Origin of the sequence: Paenibacillus sp. NPDC056579 (genome assembly GCF_042793215.1) — a bacterium.
GTDB lineage: Bacteria > Bacillota > Bacilli > Paenibacillales > NBRC-103111 > Paenibacillus_S.
The window spans coordinates 157,903-178,425 of record NZ_JBHTVD010000015.1; the positions used below are offsets into that span (position 1 = coordinate 157,903).

Below are 20,523 nucleotides of genomic sequence, written 5' to 3' on the forward strand. Positions count from 1 at the left end.
GTACAACCACCTCCCAAAAAACGCTCCGGTAGGTCCATGCTGTCTGTCCTGATATGTGGCATATTCTTATTATAAGATCTTGAAATGAATTGAAAATATAATATAATTCGGAATATATATGAGAATGTGAATATTGAGAAAAGAGATTAAAAGGAGACTCTGCTATGACGATCCCATCTTTTCGCAAAATGTTCCTGCTGTCCGCCTTGGATCAGCAGCTCCCCTTCTACGTTGAAAGCATCGGTATAATGTCCCATCAGGAAAATATTTACAGGAACGAAGGTTATCCTTATTTTCACTGGCTCCAGACCATCGACGGAGAAGGAGAATTCACTTTCGGCAACGAACGGTTTCTGCTCCCTACCAATCAAGGCATTCTGCTTATACCCCATATTCCTCATTACTACGAGGCTCGCACACCCGTTTGGACTACCATGTATATCACCTTCGGCGGAGACCAGATCCAATCGATCTTGACTTCGCTTGGTCTTCATCTGTCCTCCCTGTATAAATGGGAAGAACAATCACCGCTCGCAACCATTCTGGAACGGATTTTGGACAAAATAAAAATAGATTCGGATTTCTCCGAATTGGATTGCTCGATCGAGCTGTACCAGTTTTTGATATGCCTCAAAAAATACGGCCAAACGAATAACCAGACCTCGCTATCCCGGCTGTACTCAAGGTTGAAGCCGCTTCTGAACTGGCTGGATGAAGTGTGCCGGGACGAGAACATTACGCTCGATACGATGGCGCAGCGAGTACATATGAGTCCGCAGCATTTGAACAAATTGTTCCGAAGCACCTTCGGCATCAGTCCTTATTCGTACTTGATCCGGCTTCGCATTCAAAAGTCGAAGGAGGCTCTCGTAGCCCAAAGACAGACAAGCATCAAAGAAATCGCCAAAGACGTAGGCTTTTTGGATGTCAGCCATTTTACGGCCACATTCCGCAAGACAGTCGGCATGACCCCCGACCAATTCCGAAAGCTTCACACTTCTTAACCCTTAAACAACAAAAACTGCCCTCAAGGCCAACGAGCTGGCTTTGAGGACAGTTTCAACGTTCCTGTACGGTGCTTACTCAACCGTTATTTTGTTGTTGAAGTACACCATCCACGGAATTTTCGTATAGGTCCCGGCTTCATCGTCGATTCTCTCGAAGGGATTCTCCACCACGATGAGCGTCAGATCGCTGAGCGGCCTTCCGCTTGGCGGCTCGAAGGCAAAGGGCAGGGAGATCAAGCCCTCCTTCCGCTCCGTCTTGCGGATAAAATGAACGGGCAGTTCCGCCTGCTCGTTATTGACGAGAGCGGTAACGGCATACTTCTCTACCTCCGGCCTCGTAAAGAAGTGGAGATCATAGGACGATCCCGGCTCATGCTTGAACCGTTTCAGCATATCGTTTAGGCTCGTCGGCTTTGGTCGGGTCAAAAATACGTTTCTGACCTTGCTTCCTTCGAGCTGCCCTACAGCCACTTCCTGAAACGCCGGCTCCGTCACTTTGTCGCTGCCGATCAACAGGGTGGCGCGACGGTAATAATACGTCTCCATCGGACTAACCAGCTGATCGGTCATCAATGGCTTATCCGGATTGCGCACGGCGACGAGCAGCAGCTCATGGCGCCCGGCAGGAAGTCCGGTTAGCTCCACATCAAGCTGGCCGGAGCCGTTCGGAGCGGTTTCCATACGAATTGTCTTCAGCTGCTTGCCTCCGTAGTTCACGGCAGTTTGCTTGTAATCCAGCAAAAAATACAGCTCGAACGTGTTTGTCTCCGGCATCTCGTTCAAAATTTGTATCGAAGGCCGGAACGGCTCTCCTTCCTGAAGCTGAAAAGTGAAGCCCCGGTTGTAGAGAGCATGCTTCTCCATCATACCGAGGCCAACCCGGTACGTTTTCGACTTGTCCGTATTCATCGGCTTGACGGCTTCCCGGTTCGCGCAAGAGCTGGCCACTAGGACGAGAAGGAACAGCAAGAGCAGTTTTTTCATAAGCTTCTCCTGTTTGAGCGTTTTTGACCGGGAGGTACCTCTTCAATGAGTTTCTTTCAATGAGGGAGCCCCTGCTGTACTTTCCTTAAGGGCGGGTATCCAGTACAGCCGAGGTCATTTCTCTGAAATTGTACCAGTCGGCATGCGCATCATGCCAAGCGGTCAGATAGTAAAACTTGTTCTCCTGCACGGGAATTGCATTCGTCGTACCCACTTCGACAAAGCTGTCCGTATCGGTGGACGTATTCCCCGACCATACGGCCCAGCCGTCTTCCGTGATCGTAGCCTCGACGCCTACGCTGTAGTTCTGGCATGTGCCGGAGCATTGCAGGCCGGTAAACGCTGTGGCATCAATGTAACCGCCGGTATTGTTCATGTAAGAATAGTAGCTTGCGGTCGGGTTCGCTTGCGCGCTGCCGGCCGCCATGACGGAAACGAGAGCAAGAACGGCTGCTATCGTTTTATATTTCGGCTTCATCTATATTCCTCCCATGGATAGAAGATAGGGTATTCCGTTCTGCTGCGGTCAAGGTTAAAACGAGCTGGTCGTCGTCGTTCCCCAAGAGAAGTAGGAGCCTTCCGACCAATGGTATGCCGTAGAACGGTAAGCTTTGCTGCTATCGACTGGAATGCTCCAGATCGTCGATACGACAGCCCAGCTGCTGCCACTATCGCTTACGTCCATGCTGTTCCATATTTGTACGTTATCCTCATACACGGTCATTTCTACGCCGGCCTGGTACAGCTGGCATTCCCACCACTCGCCGTCACAGCCCTCGTACGAGGTGTACGCCTCCGCTTCAAGATACGAGTCATTGTTGTAAATATAAGACCAGTAGTCCATAACAGGGCTGGCTGCTTGCGCACTGCCTGCAGCCAAAGCAAAGACAAGCGTAAACATAGCTAACATGGTTTTGAGCTTCGTTCTCACAATGATTCCTCCTTTAAGGTCACATGATAAATAATGCGCTTTCAAAACGAAAACCGCTTGCGTTTAGAAGAGGGCATCACCTCCTTTAAAAGGCTGGTTTCAGGCATCATGAGCAATGTACAAAATACTGGGGCAGGATTCATGAGTGATGGTCTGTCTGCGGTCGGAAGATAACTGCGTCTGTGGGAGGATCGTTGATGTAGCGATGTAAGCATAGCTTCTAGGTTCGGGCAACATTAGAGTATCATGCTCACGAACCTTCAGTCAATATATGGATTTTATGATATATATTGGTTTTATCTGCAAAACTAAAAGACAAGCCGCCGTCAACGACTTGTCTCTGTGGTCATTCTTAATTAGTGGTTCATTATGGCTATTGCTGTTTCGCCAGGCGGATGACATTCCATGAAAACTTCGGAAGCATAGATACGACGCGACCGTCCTTCACTTCGGCGTCTCCCCGGCTGTGCGGAGCTACGCGCCCTTGATGCTCCTTCGTGTTTCTCGCCTTCACGTCGTCGTTTTCTAATACGATATGCTCTACGACTCGGTATCCCTGGAAGCTGCGGATATCGCACTCCAGCAGCAGCGGTTCGTTCAGGTCGCGGTTCACGGCAAAGATCGTTAGCTCGTCGCTCTCCTCATTGTATACCGCCGTAGACTCCAAATATGGGACATCCGTGAAGTCTTTGCTGTCATATTTCTGCGAATGGACGATAGGATTCAGCGCAACGCCTCGTCCGTATACGGACGCATGCATGTACGGATAGAATATCGTCTGCTTCCACGCTTCTCCCCCTTTGTCCGTCATGATCGGAGCGATAACGTTGACGAGCTGCGCCATACAGGCGATCTTGACCCGGTCGGAATGCTTCAGCAGCGTGATCAGCATACAACCGACGAGAATCGCGTCTTCGAACGTATACACGTCCTCCAGCTGTGGCGGAGCGATCTGCCAAGGCTCCAGCTTCCGGTCCGCATCGTGGGAATGGTACCATACGTTCCACTCGTCGAAGGACAGGTTGATCGTCTTCTTGCTCCGCTTCTTGGCTTTGACATAGTCGCAAATGGCGGTTACGGACCGGATGAACTGGTCCATGTCCAGCGATCGGGCCACGAAGTTAGCCGTATCGTTATCCCGGTTCGCATAGTACGTATGCAGCGAAATATACTCTACGTGATCGTAGGTATGATCGAGCACGGTCGCCTCCCAATCGGCGAAGGTTTTCATCGCCCGGCTTGAGCTGCCGCATGCTACAAGCTCAATCGTCGGATCGACCCACTTCATCACTTTCGCAGCCTCGACGGCAATGCGTCCGTACTCATCGGCGGTTTTGTGGCCGATTTGCCATGGGCCGTCCATTTCATTGCCCAGGCACCATGTCTTGAATTTGTGCGGCTGCTTGTAGCCGTGGGAAATCCGCAGATCGCTCCAGTAGGAGCCGGACGGATGATTGCAGTATTCGACCAGATTCCGTGCGGCGTCAATACCGCGCGTTCCGAGGTTTACGGCCATATTGACTTCGGTGTTGGCTTTTCTCGCCCAGTCGGCGAATTCGTTCGTTCCGACTTCGTTCGTCTCGATCGTTCTCCACGCCAGCTCCAGCCTTCTCGGCCGGTTCTCCTTCGGTCCTACACCGTCCTCCCAATTGTAGCCCGATACGAAATTACCGCCGGGATAGCGGACCAAGGGCACATTCAGCTGCTGCACCAATTCGATGACATCCTTACGGAACCCCTGCTCGTCGGCAAGCGGATGGCCGGGCTCGTAAATGCCCTCATAGACACAGCGTCCCAAATGCTCGACGAACGATCCATAAATCCGTTTGTCGATAGTAGAAATAATAAAATCTTTGTCGAGAATCATGTTCGCCTTCTTAAAGCTGCTCATTGCTCGCTACATCCTCTCTATTATCGTATTTATAATAGACCGTGTGCGCACACGAAAATACCTTAAAAAAAGTGCGTGCGCTGCCGCATCCGGCCTCGTGTGCGCACACGGTTATAACCAAAAAAAGATGCCGGATCATATCGAATGTCCGGTAATGATCTGGTAAGGAAGCAAAGGAACCTTCCTGGAGGTGCCTTGTTCGATCTGTTCGACCAGGCATTCGACGGCTTGCAGGCCGAACTCCTCTACCGCATATTCCACGGTGGATAAAGAAGGAGTCACATACTTCAGCACATCGATGTTATCGAAGCCCATAAGGCCGACATCGTCCGGCACGCGCAGCCCTCTGCTTTTCAAATGGTTCAGCACCTCCAGAGCGTAGCTGTCGCAAGAGCAGACGATAGCGGTTTTGCCCGAGCCGTCGGCAAGCTCCATTCTGCTGAGAGCGCCGATGTAGTCTTTGTCCGTTATGATAACAGGCGGTTCGTTCATTCCGCTCTCGGCAAGACCTTCCAGACAGCCTTGAAGCCTTTGCTCCTGCGTGTAAATGTTCGTCTTTCCCTTGTAGGAAAGCGGGGGGCATATATAAACAAACCGCTCATAGTCGCGAGAGCGAATATATTGAACCGCCTCTTTCATCGCCTGACGGTCGTCGATACCGATATAAGTCCAGTGATCGGAGACATAGTTGCATATGGTGACAATGGGAATGCCGAGACTTTGCAAATAGTCGTCGAACGCTTCTCCTTCATTGATCGGGAACAAGATGATACCATCCACCTTGCGTTGGATCAAATGCTCAATGCATTTTCTCTCGTTGTCGGGATCCTTGCCTGTAAGCACCAGATCGACAAAATAGCCTTGACTGCGGGATGCGGCTTCTATCGCATTCATCAGCTGGGCGAAGGAGCGGTTGTACAAGTCGAACAGCACGACGCCGATCGTCATCGTCCTTCCCCTCGCGAGGCTTCTCGCCATATAATCCGGCTGATAATTCATCTCTCCGGCAACCTTCAAAATTTTGGCCTTGGTCTTCTCGCTGATTCCCGGCCTGCCATTCAGAGCGCGATCCACGGTACCGGGAGACACTCCGCAAATGACAGCGATGTCTTTAATCGTAACTCCCATTGTTCCTCCTGAGGTGACTGCTGCGATGTATCCGGCTGAATTTCATAAATGCCGCATTGGTGTAAAAAATCATTCCGCGACGAATACGATGGTTTCGTGTACGCACACGGAAGTGGTATAACCAATATATTCCGCCGATGCTTATCTGTCAAGACGGAAAATATTACGGCTCCAGGAGCACAAAATAACTCTACAAAGTCCTTAGTGTACAATGAACGTTTGTGCGTAGAGAGGGAATTTTGGGTATGGGATTCCGGCCGCTGTTGAAGTCGTGTTCCTTTGAATTACACGCTTGCTGAGGTAGAAACACGAGCTTCAAAGGCGGTCGCTGCCGTTCCTCCACCCCACACCCATTCCCTCTCTTGTTCTATGCTGAGCAACGTGCTGCTTCCTTAGAACACAATCTGCTTAAGGGAATGGCAAAAACCGCCCTTTTTCAGGACGGTCATCTGACTCAGGCAAGCTATCTTCCTATGGATTACGATATGGAGGGGACAACCTTATCTGAACATTCCCTGGGGAATGGTTAGCTTAATGTCTCCGTTTTCTTGCCTCTAATTCTTTTTTAAGGGCGATTTCTACAGAGTAGGCGAGCTGATCGAATTTCTCTGCAACCGACTGCTTGAAGATTTCGCCACAGGAAGGACAGGCTTTCTGTTGAATCTTGATAGGCTTAAGGCATTTAGGGCATTGGATCATTATGTGCTCACGACCTTTGAACTTAATGGATACCCTTTATATCGACCGATCACCGCCTGTGCATTATAGCAAAAAAAGAAAAAGCGGCTGAGAAGGGAACCCCCGTTCAACCGCTTTTAAGCTTAAGACTGAACCTGCAGCTGCCGCTCCAGCCATGCATAAGACCGGTCGCCGCAAATCTCATGCCCGCCGGGGAACAAATGATAGTCGAGCCCTTCAGCAGCGTCTGCGACTCCATAAATTTGCTGCAATCGCGCGATCGCCTTCTCCGTTCCATGCAGAGGGAACAGCTCGTCACGCTGCCCCGCTTCGATGAAGAGAGGCCGCGGAGCGATCAGGCCGACCAGATCCGGCATCTCCGCATAACGAAGTATGCCGGGGATGTAATTGTCTATGCAGTGGCGGCGGTACAGGATGCTGTCCAGAAACGTATTCGTATAGCAGCTGACGACGGCAGCCCGAATACGTTCATCCAGTGCGGCGGTGAATGCCGCCACCAGACCTCCGCCTGAGAGGCCGAAGATGCCGATCCGGGACGCGTCCAGCTCTTCCCGCTCCGCAGCATAGCCGATCGCCGCCATCGTCTCCTGAATTCGGATGCCGGCGGTCGTCTTGCCGAGCATCATCAGATAGACGCTGATCGGGAAACACGAGTTCGAATCGCGGTTCACGACGGCCTCGTTCTCCAGCTTGCGGTCGCCAAAGCCTATCAGCTCGGGTATGACGACGGCGAAGCCTCTTCTAACAAGCGCGATTCCGAACTTACGGTGAACGTTCGGATCATCGTTCGCTTCACTCCCGTCCGGCAGCAGCCCGACGGCCGATTTGCTCCCGTAGCCGTGCCCGTGGCACCCGACTACTACAGGAAGCTTGCCCTGCCTGCCTTTGGGCAGAAGCAGGTACGTCGGCATGACGAGCGAATCCGCCGTCCTGAGCTCGATCCGCTCGCGAATGTAATCGTCGTACTCTACGCGCTCGATGACTGTGGCCTCGGGCTTGGAGTACATATCGCCGAAGCCGCCCAGCGCATCCACGAATTTCTCCCTTAGCTCCGTCCGCCATTCCTTCCACTGGTCTGCCGTCTTGGCCTTGAAGTCAAGCGTCTGCGAGCGGGTTTCGTACAGCTTGCGAAGATACTCGTCCGGGTTCCATTCCATTTGCATACCTCCTCGGATTAGAGTGCCGATTCCATTGCCTCGATTTCCAGACATGCCATAATGAAAGGCGCAGAGCCCTTCGGATCGTCTCTCCGGGTCGGCTCGCTGATGTAGTAAGCATAGGAGCCGTCGCGGTACGGTCTATTGCCAAGACCGGCAACACTGCAAATATGATCCAGATAATACTCCCCGTTCTCGTCCTTGCCGACGCAGCGCTCTACTAATCCGGCATGTCCCCTTCTTGCGGCCTGCAAGGCGTCTTTGCCCAAATAGCCTTTGCTCGCGCCTTTGGCTAAAGCGCATACAAACATCGCAGAGCCCGACGCTTCCAAATAATTGCCCTTGCGGTCTCCGTGATCCAGCACCTGGTACCAGAGGCCCGATTCCTGATCCTGCACGCGCATGATCGCTCCGGCCAACCTGTGGAAAATGCCCACGATCTGTCCGCGCTTCGGATGATCGAGCGGCAAGTAATCCAGCACGTCGACAATCGCCATGACATACCAGCCGATGGCCCGGCCCCAGAAATGCGGCGAGCAGCCGTTTTCCTTGTTAGCCCAGCGTTCTTCTCTCGTTTCGTCCCAGCCGTGATACAAGAGTCCTGTAGCCGGATCGCGCGATACCTTCTCCATCAGCAAAATTTCGTTCGCGATGTCGTCGTACCATTCCGCCTCATCGAACATTTGCCCGTAAGCGGCCAGAAACGGGGAAGTCATGTACACGCCGTCCAGCCACATTTGGAACGGGTAAATTTTCTTGTGCCACAAGCCGCCCTCGCTTGTCCGGGGATGGCTTTTCAGCTGGGTGACCAGAAGCTCGATGGCTTTCTTGTACTTTTCCTCTCCGGTTTGCTTGTACAGCAGGAACAACGATTTACCCTGATTGATCTGATCGACGTTGTACTCGTTCAGCTCATAGGTAGCGATCGTTCCATCCTCGCGGATAAACAGATCCATATTTTCTTTAATATACCGGTAGTATTTGTCGTCTCCGGTTGTCCGCCACAGCCGTTCCATAGCCGTCAGCGCGCATCCGTTTTCATAATTCCAGCTTCTTCTTTTTTGGAAAGGCATGTCGGATACAATCGGATATTTTCTCATAAAAGACTCTGCCATTGCTACGGACCAAATCGTACTCAAAGTGCTTTCCTCCTCATGCATAGCTGCTTGGATATAACCAAACATAGCATATTTCATTGTAAGAAACTTTACGTTTTTTGCTAAAATGGCGGCGTAGTCGTCTTATTTTGCTGGCCATTTTATTCCACTCGGCTCGAACAGGCGGACAAGGGGCCCTAATTCCGTCTGCAAATTAATTAGTCTCTTACTACCGTATAGGAATGTGACGGATTCGTTTCGAACTGAAAAATATCACCGTTTCGCTCTGCCGCTACGGCGTTCCCGTTCGAATCCAGGACGCGAATGCTCCAGGACGCTCGCAGGCGGCATAGTCCGCCATGGATCGCCGTCACGGAAGCCTGCTTCAGCTCTCCGCGCTCCCACTCCAGCGCAACTTCAAATCCGCCCCTCGCCCGCAATCCGCTCACGGATCCGCTTTGCCATGCGGATGGCAGCGCAGGCAGCAAATGAATGGCTCCCGCATGGCTTTGCAGCAGCATCTCGGCAATGCCCGCCGTCCCGCCGAAATTGCCGTCGATTTGAAACGGCGGATGATTGTCGAACAAGTTGTTCAGCGTTGATTTGCTCAGCAATGCCGTGACATTGTCATAAGCTTGCTCTCCATTCCCCAATCGCGCCCAGAAGTTAATGATCCATGCCCGGCTCCAGCCGGTATGGCCTCCTCCGTTTGCTAGCCTTCGTTCAAGCGTCCGTGCAGCAGCCGCAGCCAGCTCCGGTGTTGTGGCAGGATCAATCGCGCTCCCCGGATGCAGGGCGAACAAATGGGAAATATGGCGGTGACCTGGATCCTTTTCCTCATAATCCTCCAGCCATTCTTGAATTTGCCCGTGCTTGCCGATTTGGATTTGCGGCAGTCGGCCTAATGCTTCACGCAGCTGTCCGGCGAATTCCTCGTCGGTCTCCAGCAGCCGGCTGGCTTCAATGCAGCCTGTGAACAGCTCGGCCAATATTTGATTATCCATCGATGGCCCGTAGCATAACGTGCCGGATTGTCCGTTAGGCAGCATGTACCGGTTTTCCGGAGACACGGACGGAGAAGTCACCAGACGGCCCTTGTCGTCCTCCACAAGGAAATCGAGGAAGAACAGCGCCGACTCCTTCATCGTCTCGTAAGCTTTGGCAAGAAACTCCCGGTCTCCTGTGAACAAGTAATGCTCCCACAAGTGGAGACATAGCCACGCCGCTCCCATTGTCCAGTAGGTGGCCGGCAAATAAATGTCCTGCGGCGCCGTATCGGCCCAAATATCGGTGTTGTGGTGAGCGACAAAGCCGCGGCAGCCGTACATCGCTTGCGCCGTCCGCCTTCCCGGCTCCCGCATCCTCTCGATGAGCTCGAACAAAGGCTCGTGACACTCAGTCAGGTTGCACGTCTCCGCATGCCAATAGTTCATCTGTGTATTAATATTGATCGTATACTTGCTGTCCCAAGGCGGCAGCATAAGGTCGTTCCATATCCCCTGCAAATTAGCGGGGAGAGAACCCGGACGGCTGCTCGCTATGAGCAAATAACGGCCGAATTGAAAGTAGAGCGTCATCAGCCCATGGTCGTCGTGTCCCTGCTTCACCCGCTCCAATCTTTCCGGCGTCGACAGCTTCTCAACATCCTGCTGCTGTGTGTCGGCAAGCTGCAGCGTAACCCGGTTGTACAGCGCCTGGTAATCGGCAATATGCGCTTGACGCATTGCCTCGTAAGACTTGGCTTCTGCAAGGTTTAGCAGCTCCGTGCAAGCCTGCTCCGGATCGGCATACCGGAATGTGGTGGCTCCGGCCAGAAGCAAGGTGACCGTTGTCGCCCCTTGAACCAGTAGATGCTCTCCGATAGTTTGCGTGGTTCCGCCCTCTGTAAGTGCCCGGACCATCATGACATAGTCCGTGCCTCCCGTGCCGTAACAGCTGTTGCGGAGTACGATCGCGTTATCTCCCGCTTTGGAGGCCCCGTCCATATATTTGGCTTTCTTCCTGTCGAACCGGGAATAAAAGGAAATACCTCCCGGGTTATCCGTCTCTATTCGGATCACCATGATCCCGTCCGGATAGCTTGCGAACGTCTCGCGTTTATATTGATACCCGCCCAGCTCATAGGCCGTAGCAGCGATAGCCGTGTTCAAATCAAGCTCTCTGCGGTAATTGCCGACGGCCCCTGCATGACCTTCAAACATGATCAGCAAATCGCCCGCGGTCATGTAATGCCGCTGACTGGCAGGCGTTCCCGAGAAAGCCGTCTCAGCCAGCCTGTGGGCTTCCGCCAATCTTCCTTCAAACAAAAGCTGGCGGATGACAGGAAGATGCCGCAGCGCATCCGGGTTATTGCGGTCGCTAGGTCCGCCGTACCAAACCGTATCCTCGTTCAGCTGAATCCGTTCCTTGTCCACTTGTCCGAAAACCATCCCGCCCAGCCGGCCGTTTCCTACCGGCAGCGCTTCGTTCCAGTCGTCTGCCGGACGGTTGAACCAAATACATGAATTCATCTTCTCTTCCCCCGCTTTACTAAAGATTTCAACTTGGGATCAGCGTCTCTATGCAAAGTGCAAAGCCCCATCCATTATAAAAGATGCATGTACAAAAAACTTCATGCATTGTTGTCCGAATCCATCCATTCTTGCGATAATTTGTCTGCTTTGTTTAATGAGCTGCTTGGATGGAAAAACCACGCGTTCCCCTTGACGAGGAATGCGTGGCTCTTGTGCTAACGGATCGGCTGGAGATGCTGCAGCAGTCCCTCTAGCACGACCGCTGCCTGTGCTCGGCAGGCCGATTGCTTTTTTACTTTTTCTTGCTTTTCTCGTAGGCTTCTTTATACTCTTGAGCCAGCTTGTCGCCGCCGGCTTTTTTCCATTTCTCGACCTCGGCTTTCCAGCCTGCCTCGTCGATTTTGCCCATGATGAACTTCGTTTGCGCATCGCTTATCATCTGCTCCAGCTCCTTGCCTCGCTCCGAATAGGTCGCGGAATCAAGTGTCAGAGCCGGGTTTGCTACGATATATTTCTCGTTGTCCTTCGTAATTTGGCCGATTTTGCGGAACAGATCCGTCTGCTTCATCGGCTTGGCAATGTTGTAGCTTTCGCCGCGTTGAGGAAGCGTATCCCGGTACGGCTTCACTTCTTTGGCATCTGCCGCAGGATCGAGCGGAACGGTTACGTCTCCTTTATCCTCCCAATGCTTGCCTTCGACGCCTTTGACCAATAAAGTCGCCATTTGCGGGTCCATTAATTTGTCTACGAACGCCAGTACTTGCTTCAGCTCGTCCACGGATTTAACCGATTGCTTAGGAATCGCCAGGAAGCCGGCATTGCCGCTCTCTCCAGGCAGTCTTCTGCCGTTCGGGCCTTCTATGGCCGCCGCGTCTACGACAGCCGTCGGCACTACCTTCACGAGCTTATCTTGAATACTTTGAGCATTGCCTCCGGAAATACGGATGGCGGTACGGCCGGACTCATACGCTTTATCGATTTCCGTCGCATCGACCACCGCGAAGTCCTGGTTGATCAGCTTTTCTTCATACAGCTTGCGGAACAGCTTCATCGTATCGAAGAATGGTGTCGTCATAAATTCCGGCACGAAGCTGCCGCTTGCGTCCACCTGCCATTTGTTCGGTCCGCCTTGGGCTACGGACAGACGGGTCAGCGTGGAAGCCGCGTCCTGATTGTATTTTTTGTCCAGCATGAAGCCGTACGTATCGTTCTTGCCGTTTTTATCCGGATCGCCCTGCGTCATCGCCTTGATGACGTTGTACCAGTCGTCCAATGTTTTCGGCACCTGAACGCCGGCTGCGTCGAACCAGTCCTTCCGGTAATGGATGACAGCCCGGCCCAGCTCGCGGAATAGAGGCACGCCGTAAATTTTGCCGTTGACCGAGATATTATCGTAAAATTGCTGGTTTTGAGCCGACAAGTTTTTATAATCTTTCAAGTACGGACCGATTTCCCAGAAAATATCCGATTTCAAAGCCCCGACGATCGTAGCCGTGTAGTTCAGCTTCATCAGCTTCGGCAGCTCGTTGGATGCAATCATTACGTTGACTTTCTCGTCATAGCTCGATGTCGGAATCCACTGAATTTGCAAATCGGTATTCGTGTAAGCTTTGATCGCTTTTTCGATCTCGTTGTCCTTGGGCGGAATTTCGCCGACCTGGTTGACTACCATTGTTAACGGGTATGGAGCGTTGCCTCCCGCCGCTCCTTGCTTATCCCCTTGCGCTTGCTTGTCCCCGCCGCATGCCGCCAGTACGGACGACAGCAATAGTACGGTACTCATGGTCATGGCTGCTTGCTTCTTTTTCATCGTTGAACCCCTCCGTTTTTATTTAGTGTACTTCAATTCAACGCCCGCCATAATAAAAGGCGACACCGCCTTCGGATCGTCCTGAACGACCGCCTCGCCGATGTAATAGCCGTAGGAGCCGTCCCGGTACGGGCTGCCTCCTAGCCCCGCCACGCTGTTGCAGTGCGTCAAATGCAGCAGCCCTGACTCGTCCAAGACGACCAGATGGTCGAGCAAGCCTTGGTACCCGTTCTTGGCCGCTTGCTTGTATTCAGGGGATAAAATCCCCATTCTGCTGCCTTTGGCGAAGGCATAGCAAAACATCGACGTGCCCGAAGATTCCAGGTAATTGCCTTCCCGTCCGGCTTGGTCGAGAACCTGCGGCCACAGGCCGGTGACAGGCCCTTGGACCTTCACCAGCGCTTCGGCCAGCTGCTGCAGCATCCGGCTCAATGTGCCCCGCTCCGAATGCTCCTCCGGCATCCATTCCAGCACATCGACCAACGCCATCATGTACCAGCCCATCGCGCGGCTCCAGACATGCGGCGATCGCCCCGTGACCGGGTCGGCCCACTGCTGCTGACCGGACGAATCCCAGCCATGGCGAAGCAGGCCGTTGTGCGGATCGCGCGTCTTCTCGTAGACGAGCGTGAGCTGCTTGGCCGCTTCATTCAGCCAGCCTCTGTCGCCTGTCACGCCGGCGTATCGCGCCATGAAAGGCGCCGCCATATACAAGCCGTCGAGCCACATTTGGTGCGCGTACCCTTTTTTATGCCAGAAGCCGCCCTGTTCCGTACGGGGATGCGACTGCAGCTGCGTCATGAGCTGCGCTACAGCCCGGGCATATTTAGGCTCTCCCGTCGTGTCCAGAAGAAAGAACAGCAGCTTTCCTTGGTTGATTTGATCGAGGTTATAATCCGCTGCTTTGTAATGAAGAATCGTACCGTCGTCTTGGACGAACAGATCCATCATTTCTTTAATAAACCGGGCATACGATTCATCGCCGGTTGCCTTGCAGCAAAGCTCCAGCGCGCGCAAAAAGCATCCGTTCTCGTAATGCCAGCGCTTCGTCAAAAAGCCGCCTCCGTCCGGCTGTCGGTATCGATCCATGAACTGCCGGGCCCAACGCTGCGGATCTGCCATAGCCGGATCCGGATTTGTACGCGACATCATCGTCATCGTCCCCCACCTATCCTTTCACTGAGCCTAGCATTACACCCTTGGTAAAATGCTTTTGCAAAAACGGATACACAATCAGAATCGGCAGCGTTGCGAATACGATGACCGCCATGCGGATCGTCAAAGGCTGAATGCTTGCTTCATCAATGCTTGTATCGCCGATGCGGCTTTGGGCCAAGATGACGATCTCCCGCATCAAAACCTGAATCGGCCATTTCGTATTGTCGTTGATATACAGGACGGCATTAAAAAATTGATTCCAATGCGCGACAGCATAAAACAGCGAAAACGTCGCCATAGCCGGCATCGACAGCGGAAGCACGATCCGAAACAGAACACCGAGATCGTTGCACCCGTCGATTTTGGCGGAATCCTCCAGACCGTCGGGAATCTGCGAGAAAAAGTTCTTCAATACGATCAGATTGAACGCGCTGATCGCGCTTGGAATCATAAGCGACCACAGCGTGTTGGTCAAATGTAAATTTTTTACAACGAAGTAGGTAGGAATGAGACCGCCCCCGAACAGCATCGTGAACAGTACGCCGAGAAGGATGATGCGCCGCCCTTCCAGATGCGGCTTGGCCAGAGGGTAAGCCATCAAAGCGGTGAACAGCAGGTTAATGATCGTTCCTACTACGGTGATGTAGATCGATACCAGCATGCTTCGCAGCAGCGTATCGGTGGAGAATATATATTCGTAAGCGGCAAACGACCACTCTTTGGGGAACAAAATGATTCCGCCTTTGGCCACTTCATGAGGGCTGGTGAACGAAACGGCAAGCACGTACAGGAACGGCACCACGCAAACCAGTGCAATAACGGTGAGGACGACGTAAATGGTCCAGTCGATGATCCGGTTCCCTAACGTTTTATCATAGGTCATAATCCGTCGATCTCCTTTCCAGGGCGTACTAGTAGACGCCCTCTTGTCCGAATTTTTTGGCCAGCCAGTTCGATCCCAGCACCAGTACGAGTCCTACGGCGGACTTGAACAAGCCTACCGCTGCGCTGTAGCTGTATTGCGCCTGAGTCAAGCCTTTGACATACACGTACGTATCGAATACTTCCCCTACCTCGCGGTTGGTCGGAGCCAGCATAAGGAATATATGCTCGAAGCCCGAATCCAGAAAGTTGCCGAGACGCAAAATCAGCAAGATGACAATCGTGCTGCGGATGGCAGGAAGCGTAATATGCCACAGCTGACGCCAGCGTCCGGCCCCGTCCATGCGTGCCGCTTCGTACAGCTGCATATCGACGCCGGATAAAGCCGCGAGGAAAATAATCGTGCCCCAGCCGACTTCCTTCCATATGGATTGAGTGACGATCATCGTCCGGAACCATTCCGGCTCCAGCAGGAAGGCGATCTTCTCCCCTGTCAGCCGGAAGATCAGCTCGTTGACGATCCCGTTCTCCGTCGTCAGCAGCATATAGAAAATCCCCACGACAACGACCCACGAGACGAAATGAGGAACATACACCAGCGTCTGGATGAACCGTTTGAACCGCTCCAGCCTGATCTCGTTCAGCATCAGAGCCAACACGATCGGCAGCGGGAAAAAGAAAATTAAGTTGTACAGCGCGAGCAGCACCGTATTGCGGAACAGCATCCAAAATTGCGGCTCGCTAAAGAAGCGCTCGAAATGCTTCAGCCCTACCCAAGGACTGTTCATGAAGCCAAGGTACGGCTTATAATCCTGAAATGCCATGACGATCCCGTACATCGGTACATATTTGAAAATGATAAAATAAGCGACTCCCGGCAGCAGCATGAAATAAAGCCATTTGTCCCGAAGGATATTGCGCAGCCGCGCATGAGCCGGCCGGTATCGAACCTGCGCCGTGCGCCGCTGTCCGGCCGGCAATGCCGAATCCATCTTCATGTCCTTCCCTCCATCTCTGTTTATGGCTCTCATTATCCGACAGGAGGAAGTGGCATGCTATATCCGGCATATAACTCTCTGCATGCTCCATTGCCGTAAAGCCCGGTATGACGCGGTTTCTGCGCAGCTGCATAGCTTGTACGCAACCTTGCCGTACGCTTCGGATAACCTTGCGGCTGGTAATGTCTTGTTGGTTTCGCGGCTGCTATGCGGGCATATGGAGCCTCCTTATCTGCAGCACAAAACCTCGAATCCGAGACGCGTTAATTGCAGCATAGTGTCGGTTCCGGTCGAATGCCGGTAGCCATCAGGGTGCAGGGCGCAATCCTTTCTCTCGGCCCGTACCTGTCTGCCAACGATGCGAAAAGCTCCTATTAGAGTACTTCGAGGTTACCACTCTATTACGATAAAAAAAGGGCTACCTCGGCTCCGTTTCCTTACGGCCGAAAGTACCCTTTTTTTCTGCAAAACGGATTGCCCCTTGCGCCGGGAGCTACTCCCGGTTTTGTTCCAGCTGCTCTCTGTATTGGCCTGGCGTCGTACCGAACGTTTTGCGAAAGGTGCGTATAAAGGCGCTTATATTTTTATACTGCAGCTTTTCCCCGATTTCGGATATTTTCATCGTCGTCGTTTCCAGCATTTCCTTAGCCTTATTCATCCGGTATTCGGATAAATAATCGCTGAAGGAAACGCCCATCTCCTTCTTGAACACTCGGCTCAAGTAGACGGGGTGAAAATTTAATGCAGCCGCACAAGATTCGAGGCTGATTTCTCCGTCGTACTGGTCGTGAATCATTTTGACAATCCGGTCGGCGATGTTGATGTATTGAGTTTCCGCTTTTTCCGAAAGCAGCTTCACGATTGGAGCGAACAGGCGGGATTGGAACCAGAGCGCAATCTCCTCGCGTGTTTGCAGCTTCAGGAGCCGTTCCACCGCCGCTTCGCCGTCGACGATTTTCCGTACGGCCATCCCCTCGTCCTGCACAATTTGCAATATGCGCGACATGAGCTGGATCAGCAATATCGGATGCTCGTTCGTCAGTCCGTCTTTATTCAGCACGGAGGCCAAATACTGATGGAACAGGTCGACCGCCTTGTCCAGCTTCGCTTCCTTCAGCGCCTGGATCAGCTGATCCTCCATCACCTTCAAATGCGAATAAACGGCCGATTCGGCCTTGTCGTTGTTCTCGGTATCCTCATAATGGACGATGATGTCGGGGCCGAGGCTGATTCTGCTCTTTAACGCAGCCGTGCTTTCACCGTAGGCCTTGACCGTTTCGGACAAACGGGAGAACGGCCTGCTGATGCCTATGCTGACCTTCAGCTGCAAATACTGCTCGACCTTGCCCCTAATTAGCTCAGCCGCCTCGTACATTCTCTCTCTAGCCTCGCCCGGCTCCGCGGTTGGCAGCGCCAGCATCGTGACCTGGGACGATCCCAGCAAAATCGGACTGAAGCGGCTCTCCGCCGGGAGCAGCTCGCCGACCATATTGTTGATCGCGAACAGCAGCAGCTCGCGATCCTGCTCCTGGTACCTGGTTTCCTGCAAATGATCGATTTGCAGCGTGAGCACGCCGAGTCCCTTCCATTCGGCAGGAAAGCCGTACAACCGGGAACGGTACCGGAAATCGTCGTCGGTAATTTGACCCGTGAACAGCTTGAGTACGAAAAACTCCTTCAGATGCCCCGATTGCCCCTGCATCTGCTCCTCCAGCCGGGTTCTCGATACGGCCAAGCTTTCGATGCTTTCTTTAATATAGGCAAGCTCGTCGCTCTTCGGCCCGGTGCGGGCGGAGTCGACGTCCATTTGCTGAGTAAACTCAAGCAGCTTGCGAATCGGAGAGTACATGCGCCGGCTCCCGAAATAGCCGATCAGCAGCACGACAAGGAATATAAGCGCACATGCTGCGGCTGTATATAAGCCGATTTTTTTCGTATCCTTCGTCATTTCGGCGATCGAAACGACGGAAACGTACGTCCATCCGTTATATCCGGACGTTCGGTACAAGACGGCGACAGGATTGCCGTTCAGCTCTGCATTCACAATCCCTTCCTTGGACCCGGATTGGGTCACAAGTCCGTTCACCGTACGGTCGATGTCGCCGTAAGCGGCTTTTTGCTCGGGTGTCGACAGAAACGATTGCCCCGATGCATCCAAAATATATTGGCTGCCCAGCCGGTCATTGGCTGTGAGAGCGCTGCGGATGTCGGCAGCCGACAGCTGCACGACCAGCATCCCCTTCGGCGTGTTCGTCTTCGGAAGCAGCGGAATCTTTTCCACCAGACTTACCGTATCGGCGGGAATTCCGGCTGCTTGCTCCTGCTGTACGGCCGGGGCCGGTATGTCCAGAGAGGATTCTTCCTCTGCCGGAGCCGGTGTGCCCGCTAAATGCCGGGTGCTCCAGAACATGCTGGCCGGCTGGGAGGCGTAAGCGAGAAATTCCTGCTTATTTTCCATGCCGCCGAGCGGCTTCATCGCTCCAAGAGTAACGACCCAGTCCTTGTCAAAATTGATCAGGTAGGCCTGCTTGACGACTGCCGTCGTCTGCAGATTGGTCAGTCCCGCCGTCAGCTCCCGCACCTGGATGAAATCCTCCCCGGTCAGACTGCTGTTCATGGCGGATTGAACCAATGTCGAGTTGGCAAGCTGTGTTGCCGACATTTCCAGCGATTTGAGCGTCTGCTCCACCCTCATTTGCGTTTGCAGAAGCAGCTGCATGTTGCCCTCGTTTACTTTTTGCTCGATATCTTGAGTAGCTGCGTAATACGATGCAAGACCTATGGCAATCGTAGGCAGTGCCCCCAGCAGCAGGCTGAACCCGAGCAGGCGCAGCAAATATTTGTTCATGGCCCGTAACTCCTTTCCGCGCTTGCGATGAACGGACCGCAGTTCCGATCCGATTCGTATCGCTAGTAAGTTCATGTTGAATGCGAGGCGCCGGTGCCGAATTTCCTTTCTCTTGCACGTCCGACACACTCTTTGCTATGCTAGCCAGGAGGGGGGAACCCGCGTTGAAGTCGGATTTCGAAATTCATTTTTCCAAGCAATCGGAAAATACCGCCATGGACATGTACCATTATCATGATTTTTATGAAATCTATTATTTGTTCGGCGGCGAACGCTACTATTATCTGGAAAACCATATATATCACGTCACCAAAGGCTCCGTTGTATTCGTCAACAAAAATGACATCCATAAAACGCTGGAGGGCGGGAAGCTGGGTCATGACCGTGCGGTCATTTATTTCACCGAACGCTTCCTCCGCCGGTTTCAGGGTGAGGATCTGGAGCTGATGTTAAGCCCGTTTCGCTCCGGCAGCAAAATTATGTCATTCAATAACCAGCAGCAAAGCTATATCGAAAACTTGCTGTTTCAAATGAAAAAAGAATACGCCGATGCGGCGCTTCCCGGCCGATCGGTATTTTGCGAAGCGCTGCTTGTGCAGCTGCTGCTGTTCCTGTCCCGCATAAGCCAAGAATCCGGTCAGGTCACTCCCCAGCCGCTCGGCGGCAAAATGGCCGAAATTATTGAGTACTGTAACGATCACTACACGAAACCTCTTACTCTGGAGTCGGTCTCATCGCAATTCTTCATCAGCCCGTATTATCTCAGCCGATTGTTCAAACGTTCCACGGGCTTTCACTTCCCCGAATACATCAACACGCTGCGCATTCGCGAGGCGCAAAGACTGCTGCGGGAAGAAAGCGCCAAAATGATCGACATCTCCGAGCGCGTCGGCTATTCGACCGTCACCCATTTCAACCGGACCTTCAAGCAGGTCACCGGGATGGCTCCGCTCACTTACAAAAAAATGATCCTCTCCCCTCATCAGCAGGGAGGACAAAGATAGAGGGGGACCGGTATGTACCGGTCCCTTTAGTATATTTTGAAGCATAGGCTCCGAGTTCCGCAGTTGCCCGCGGATCTGGGCAGCCGCTAGCGGATCCTCGGGCCGGAGGCATGCGGAGCGGACGACTATTTCGCTGAGTCGCCCGTTCGCCTCATGGTTCCACATTATCTAACGCGAACGAATCCCAGGCATACGTTTTGGCCCTGCGCAGAGGTAGTTCAACCCCCTCGTCGACACGACAGGCCGAGGCTTGGCTGAACCGGGGGCCTCAGTTGCCTGGCGGCACACGGAGCGGACTCAGAAGCCGTTATTTGCCGAAAATCGGTTAGGCCCCCTAATTCCGGAAAGTTCTTGAGATAACTCACGCCTATCGTAGAATAGCTGTTCTTTCCAGCATTTTACGAGGATTTTCGTTT

16 protein-coding genes are annotated in these 20,523 nt (G+C 52.9%); 2 read left to right on the top strand and 14 right to left on the bottom strand.

Annotation, left to right across the window (positions count from 1 at the left end):
• The first annotated feature begins 164 nt into the window (after positions 1-164).
• Complete coding sequence (locus ACFQ88_RS35705; protein ID WP_239628537.1) at positions 165-1,004, top strand: helix-turn-helix transcriptional regulator; 840 nt, start codon at positions 165-167, stop codon at positions 1,002-1,004.
• Between the two features lie 75 nt (positions 1,005-1,079).
• Here ACFQ88_RS35705 and ACFQ88_RS35710 read toward each other — a convergent pair whose 3' ends face one another.
• The 14 genes from ACFQ88_RS35710 to ACFQ88_RS35775 all read right to left on the bottom strand — a co-directional run bounded on the left by ACFQ88_RS35710 (position 1,080) and on the right by ACFQ88_RS35775 (position 19,103).
• Entirely contained in the window at positions 1,080-1,991 is a 912-nt protein-coding gene (locus ACFQ88_RS35710) for a hypothetical protein (protein WP_379462174.1), read from the bottom strand.
• Positions 1,992-2,076: 85 nt separating this feature from the next.
• Positions 2,077-2,469 (bottom strand): hypothetical protein, encoded by a 393-nt coding sequence (locus ACFQ88_RS35715; RefSeq protein ID WP_379462176.1) that lies wholly within the window; start codon positions 2,467-2,469, stop codon positions 2,077-2,079.
• Between the two features lie 54 nt (positions 2,470-2,523).
• Entirely contained in the window at positions 2,524-2,922 is a 399-nt protein-coding gene (locus tag ACFQ88_RS35720) for a hypothetical protein (protein WP_379462178.1), read from the bottom strand.
• A 373-nt stretch (positions 2,923-3,295) separates the two neighbouring features.
• The gene (gene arfA, locus ACFQ88_RS35725) at positions 3,296-4,813 is read right to left on the bottom strand and encodes an arabinosylfuranosidase ArfA (protein ID WP_379462180.1); all 1,518 of its coding nucleotides are present in this window, start codon (positions 4,811-4,813) and stop codon (positions 3,296-3,298) included.
• A gap of 135 nt (positions 4,814-4,948) precedes the next feature.
• Entirely contained in the window at positions 4,949-5,941 is a 993-nt protein-coding gene (locus ACFQ88_RS35730; RefSeq protein ID WP_379462182.1) for a LacI family DNA-binding transcriptional regulator, read from the bottom strand.
• Between the two features lie 531 nt (positions 5,942-6,472).
• Complete coding sequence (locus ACFQ88_RS35735; RefSeq protein WP_379462184.1) at positions 6,473-6,640, bottom strand: zinc ribbon domain-containing protein; 168 nt, start codon at positions 6,638-6,640, stop codon at positions 6,473-6,475.
• Positions 6,641-6,762: 122 nt separating this feature from the next.
• Positions 6,763-7,797 (bottom strand): alpha/beta hydrolase family protein, encoded by a 1,035-nt coding sequence (locus ACFQ88_RS35740; protein WP_379462186.1) that lies wholly within the window; start codon positions 7,795-7,797, stop codon positions 6,763-6,765.
• A gap of 17 nt (positions 7,798-7,814) precedes the next feature.
• Positions 7,815-8,936 carry a glycoside hydrolase family 88/105 protein gene (locus tag ACFQ88_RS35745; protein WP_379462188.1) on the bottom strand — a complete coding sequence of 374 codons (1,122 nt, stop codon included), beginning with the start codon at positions 8,934-8,936 and terminating at the stop codon, positions 7,815-7,817.
• Between the two features lie 176 nt (positions 8,937-9,112).
• Entirely contained in the window at positions 9,113-11,404 is a 2,292-nt protein-coding gene (locus tag ACFQ88_RS35750; RefSeq protein ID WP_379462190.1) for a glycosyl hydrolase family 95 catalytic domain-containing protein, read from the bottom strand.
• A gap of 295 nt (positions 11,405-11,699) precedes the next feature.
• Positions 11,700-13,217 (bottom strand): extracellular solute-binding protein, encoded by a 1,518-nt coding sequence (locus ACFQ88_RS35755; RefSeq protein ID WP_379462192.1) that lies wholly within the window; start codon positions 13,215-13,217, stop codon positions 11,700-11,702.
• 18 nt (positions 13,218-13,235) lie between these two features.
• Entirely contained in the window at positions 13,236-14,369 is a 1,134-nt protein-coding gene (locus ACFQ88_RS35760; RefSeq protein ID WP_379462194.1) for a glycoside hydrolase family 88/105 protein, read from the bottom strand.
• 16 nt (positions 14,370-14,385) lie between these two features.
• Entirely contained in the window at positions 14,386-15,258 is an 873-nt protein-coding gene (locus tag ACFQ88_RS35765) for a carbohydrate ABC transporter permease (RefSeq protein WP_239628569.1), read from the bottom strand.
• A gap of 28 nt (positions 15,259-15,286) precedes the next feature.
• Positions 15,287-16,255 carry an ABC transporter permease gene (locus tag ACFQ88_RS35770; RefSeq protein ID WP_379462196.1) on the bottom strand — a complete coding sequence of 323 codons (969 nt, stop codon included), beginning with the start codon at positions 16,253-16,255 and terminating at the stop codon, positions 15,287-15,289.
• A gap of 493 nt (positions 16,256-16,748) precedes the next feature.
• Entirely contained in the window at positions 16,749-19,103 is a 2,355-nt protein-coding gene (locus ACFQ88_RS35775; RefSeq protein WP_379462198.1) for a helix-turn-helix domain-containing protein, read from the bottom strand.
• 164 nt (positions 19,104-19,267) lie between these two features.
• On the opposite strand from ACFQ88_RS35775, the gene ACFQ88_RS35780 reads away from it, so the two are divergent.
• On the top strand, positions 19,268-20,107 hold the full coding sequence (locus tag ACFQ88_RS35780; protein WP_379462200.1) for an AraC family transcriptional regulator: 840 nt from the start codon (positions 19,268-19,270) through the stop codon (positions 20,105-20,107).
• The last annotated feature ends 416 nt before the right edge of the window (positions 20,108-20,523 follow it).

Coding starts and splice junctions, on each gene's coding strand:
- ACFQ88_RS35715 (WP_379462176.1), bottom strand. CDS start 2,469: ATGAAGCCGAAATATAAAACGATAGCAGCCGTTCTTGCTCTCGTTTCC.
- ACFQ88_RS35755 (WP_379462192.1), bottom strand. CDS start 13,217: ATGAAAAAGAAGCAAGCAGCCATGACCATGAGTACCGTACTATTGCTG.
- ACFQ88_RS35750 (WP_379462190.1), bottom strand. CDS start 11,404: ATGAATTCATGTATTTGGTTCAACCGTCCGGCAGACGACTGGAACGAA.
- arfA (WP_379462180.1), bottom strand. CDS start 4,813: ATGAGCAGCTTTAAGAAGGCGAACATGATTCTCGACAAAGATTTTATT.
- ACFQ88_RS35730 (WP_379462182.1), bottom strand. CDS start 5,941: ATGGGAGTTACGATTAAAGACATCGCTGTCATTTGCGGAGTGTCTCCC.
- ACFQ88_RS35710 (WP_379462174.1), bottom strand. CDS start 1,991: ATGAAAAAACTGCTCTTGCTGTTCCTTCTCGTCCTAGTGGCCAGCTCT.
- ACFQ88_RS35705 (WP_239628537.1), top strand. CDS start 165: ATGACGATCCCATCTTTTCGCAAAATGTTCCTGCTGTCCGCCTTGGAT.
- ACFQ88_RS35760 (WP_379462194.1), bottom strand. CDS start 14,369: ATGATGTCGCGTACAAATCCGGATCCGGCTATGGCAGATCCGCAGCGT.
- ACFQ88_RS35770 (WP_379462196.1), bottom strand. CDS start 16,255: ATGAAGATGGATTCGGCATTGCCGGCCGGACAGCGGCGCACGGCGCAG.
- ACFQ88_RS35765 (WP_239628569.1), bottom strand. CDS start 15,258: ATGACCTATGATAAAACGTTAGGGAACCGGATCATCGACTGGACCATT.
- ACFQ88_RS35775 (WP_379462198.1), bottom strand. CDS start 19,103: ATGAACAAATATTTGCTGCGCCTGCTCGGGTTCAGCCTGCTGCTGGGG.
- ACFQ88_RS35740 (WP_379462186.1), bottom strand. CDS start 7,797: ATGGAATGGAACCCGGACGAGTATCTTCGCAAGCTGTACGAAACCCGC.
- ACFQ88_RS35735 (WP_379462184.1), bottom strand. CDS start 6,640: ATGATCCAATGCCCTAAATGCCTTAAGCCTATCAAGATTCAACAGAAA.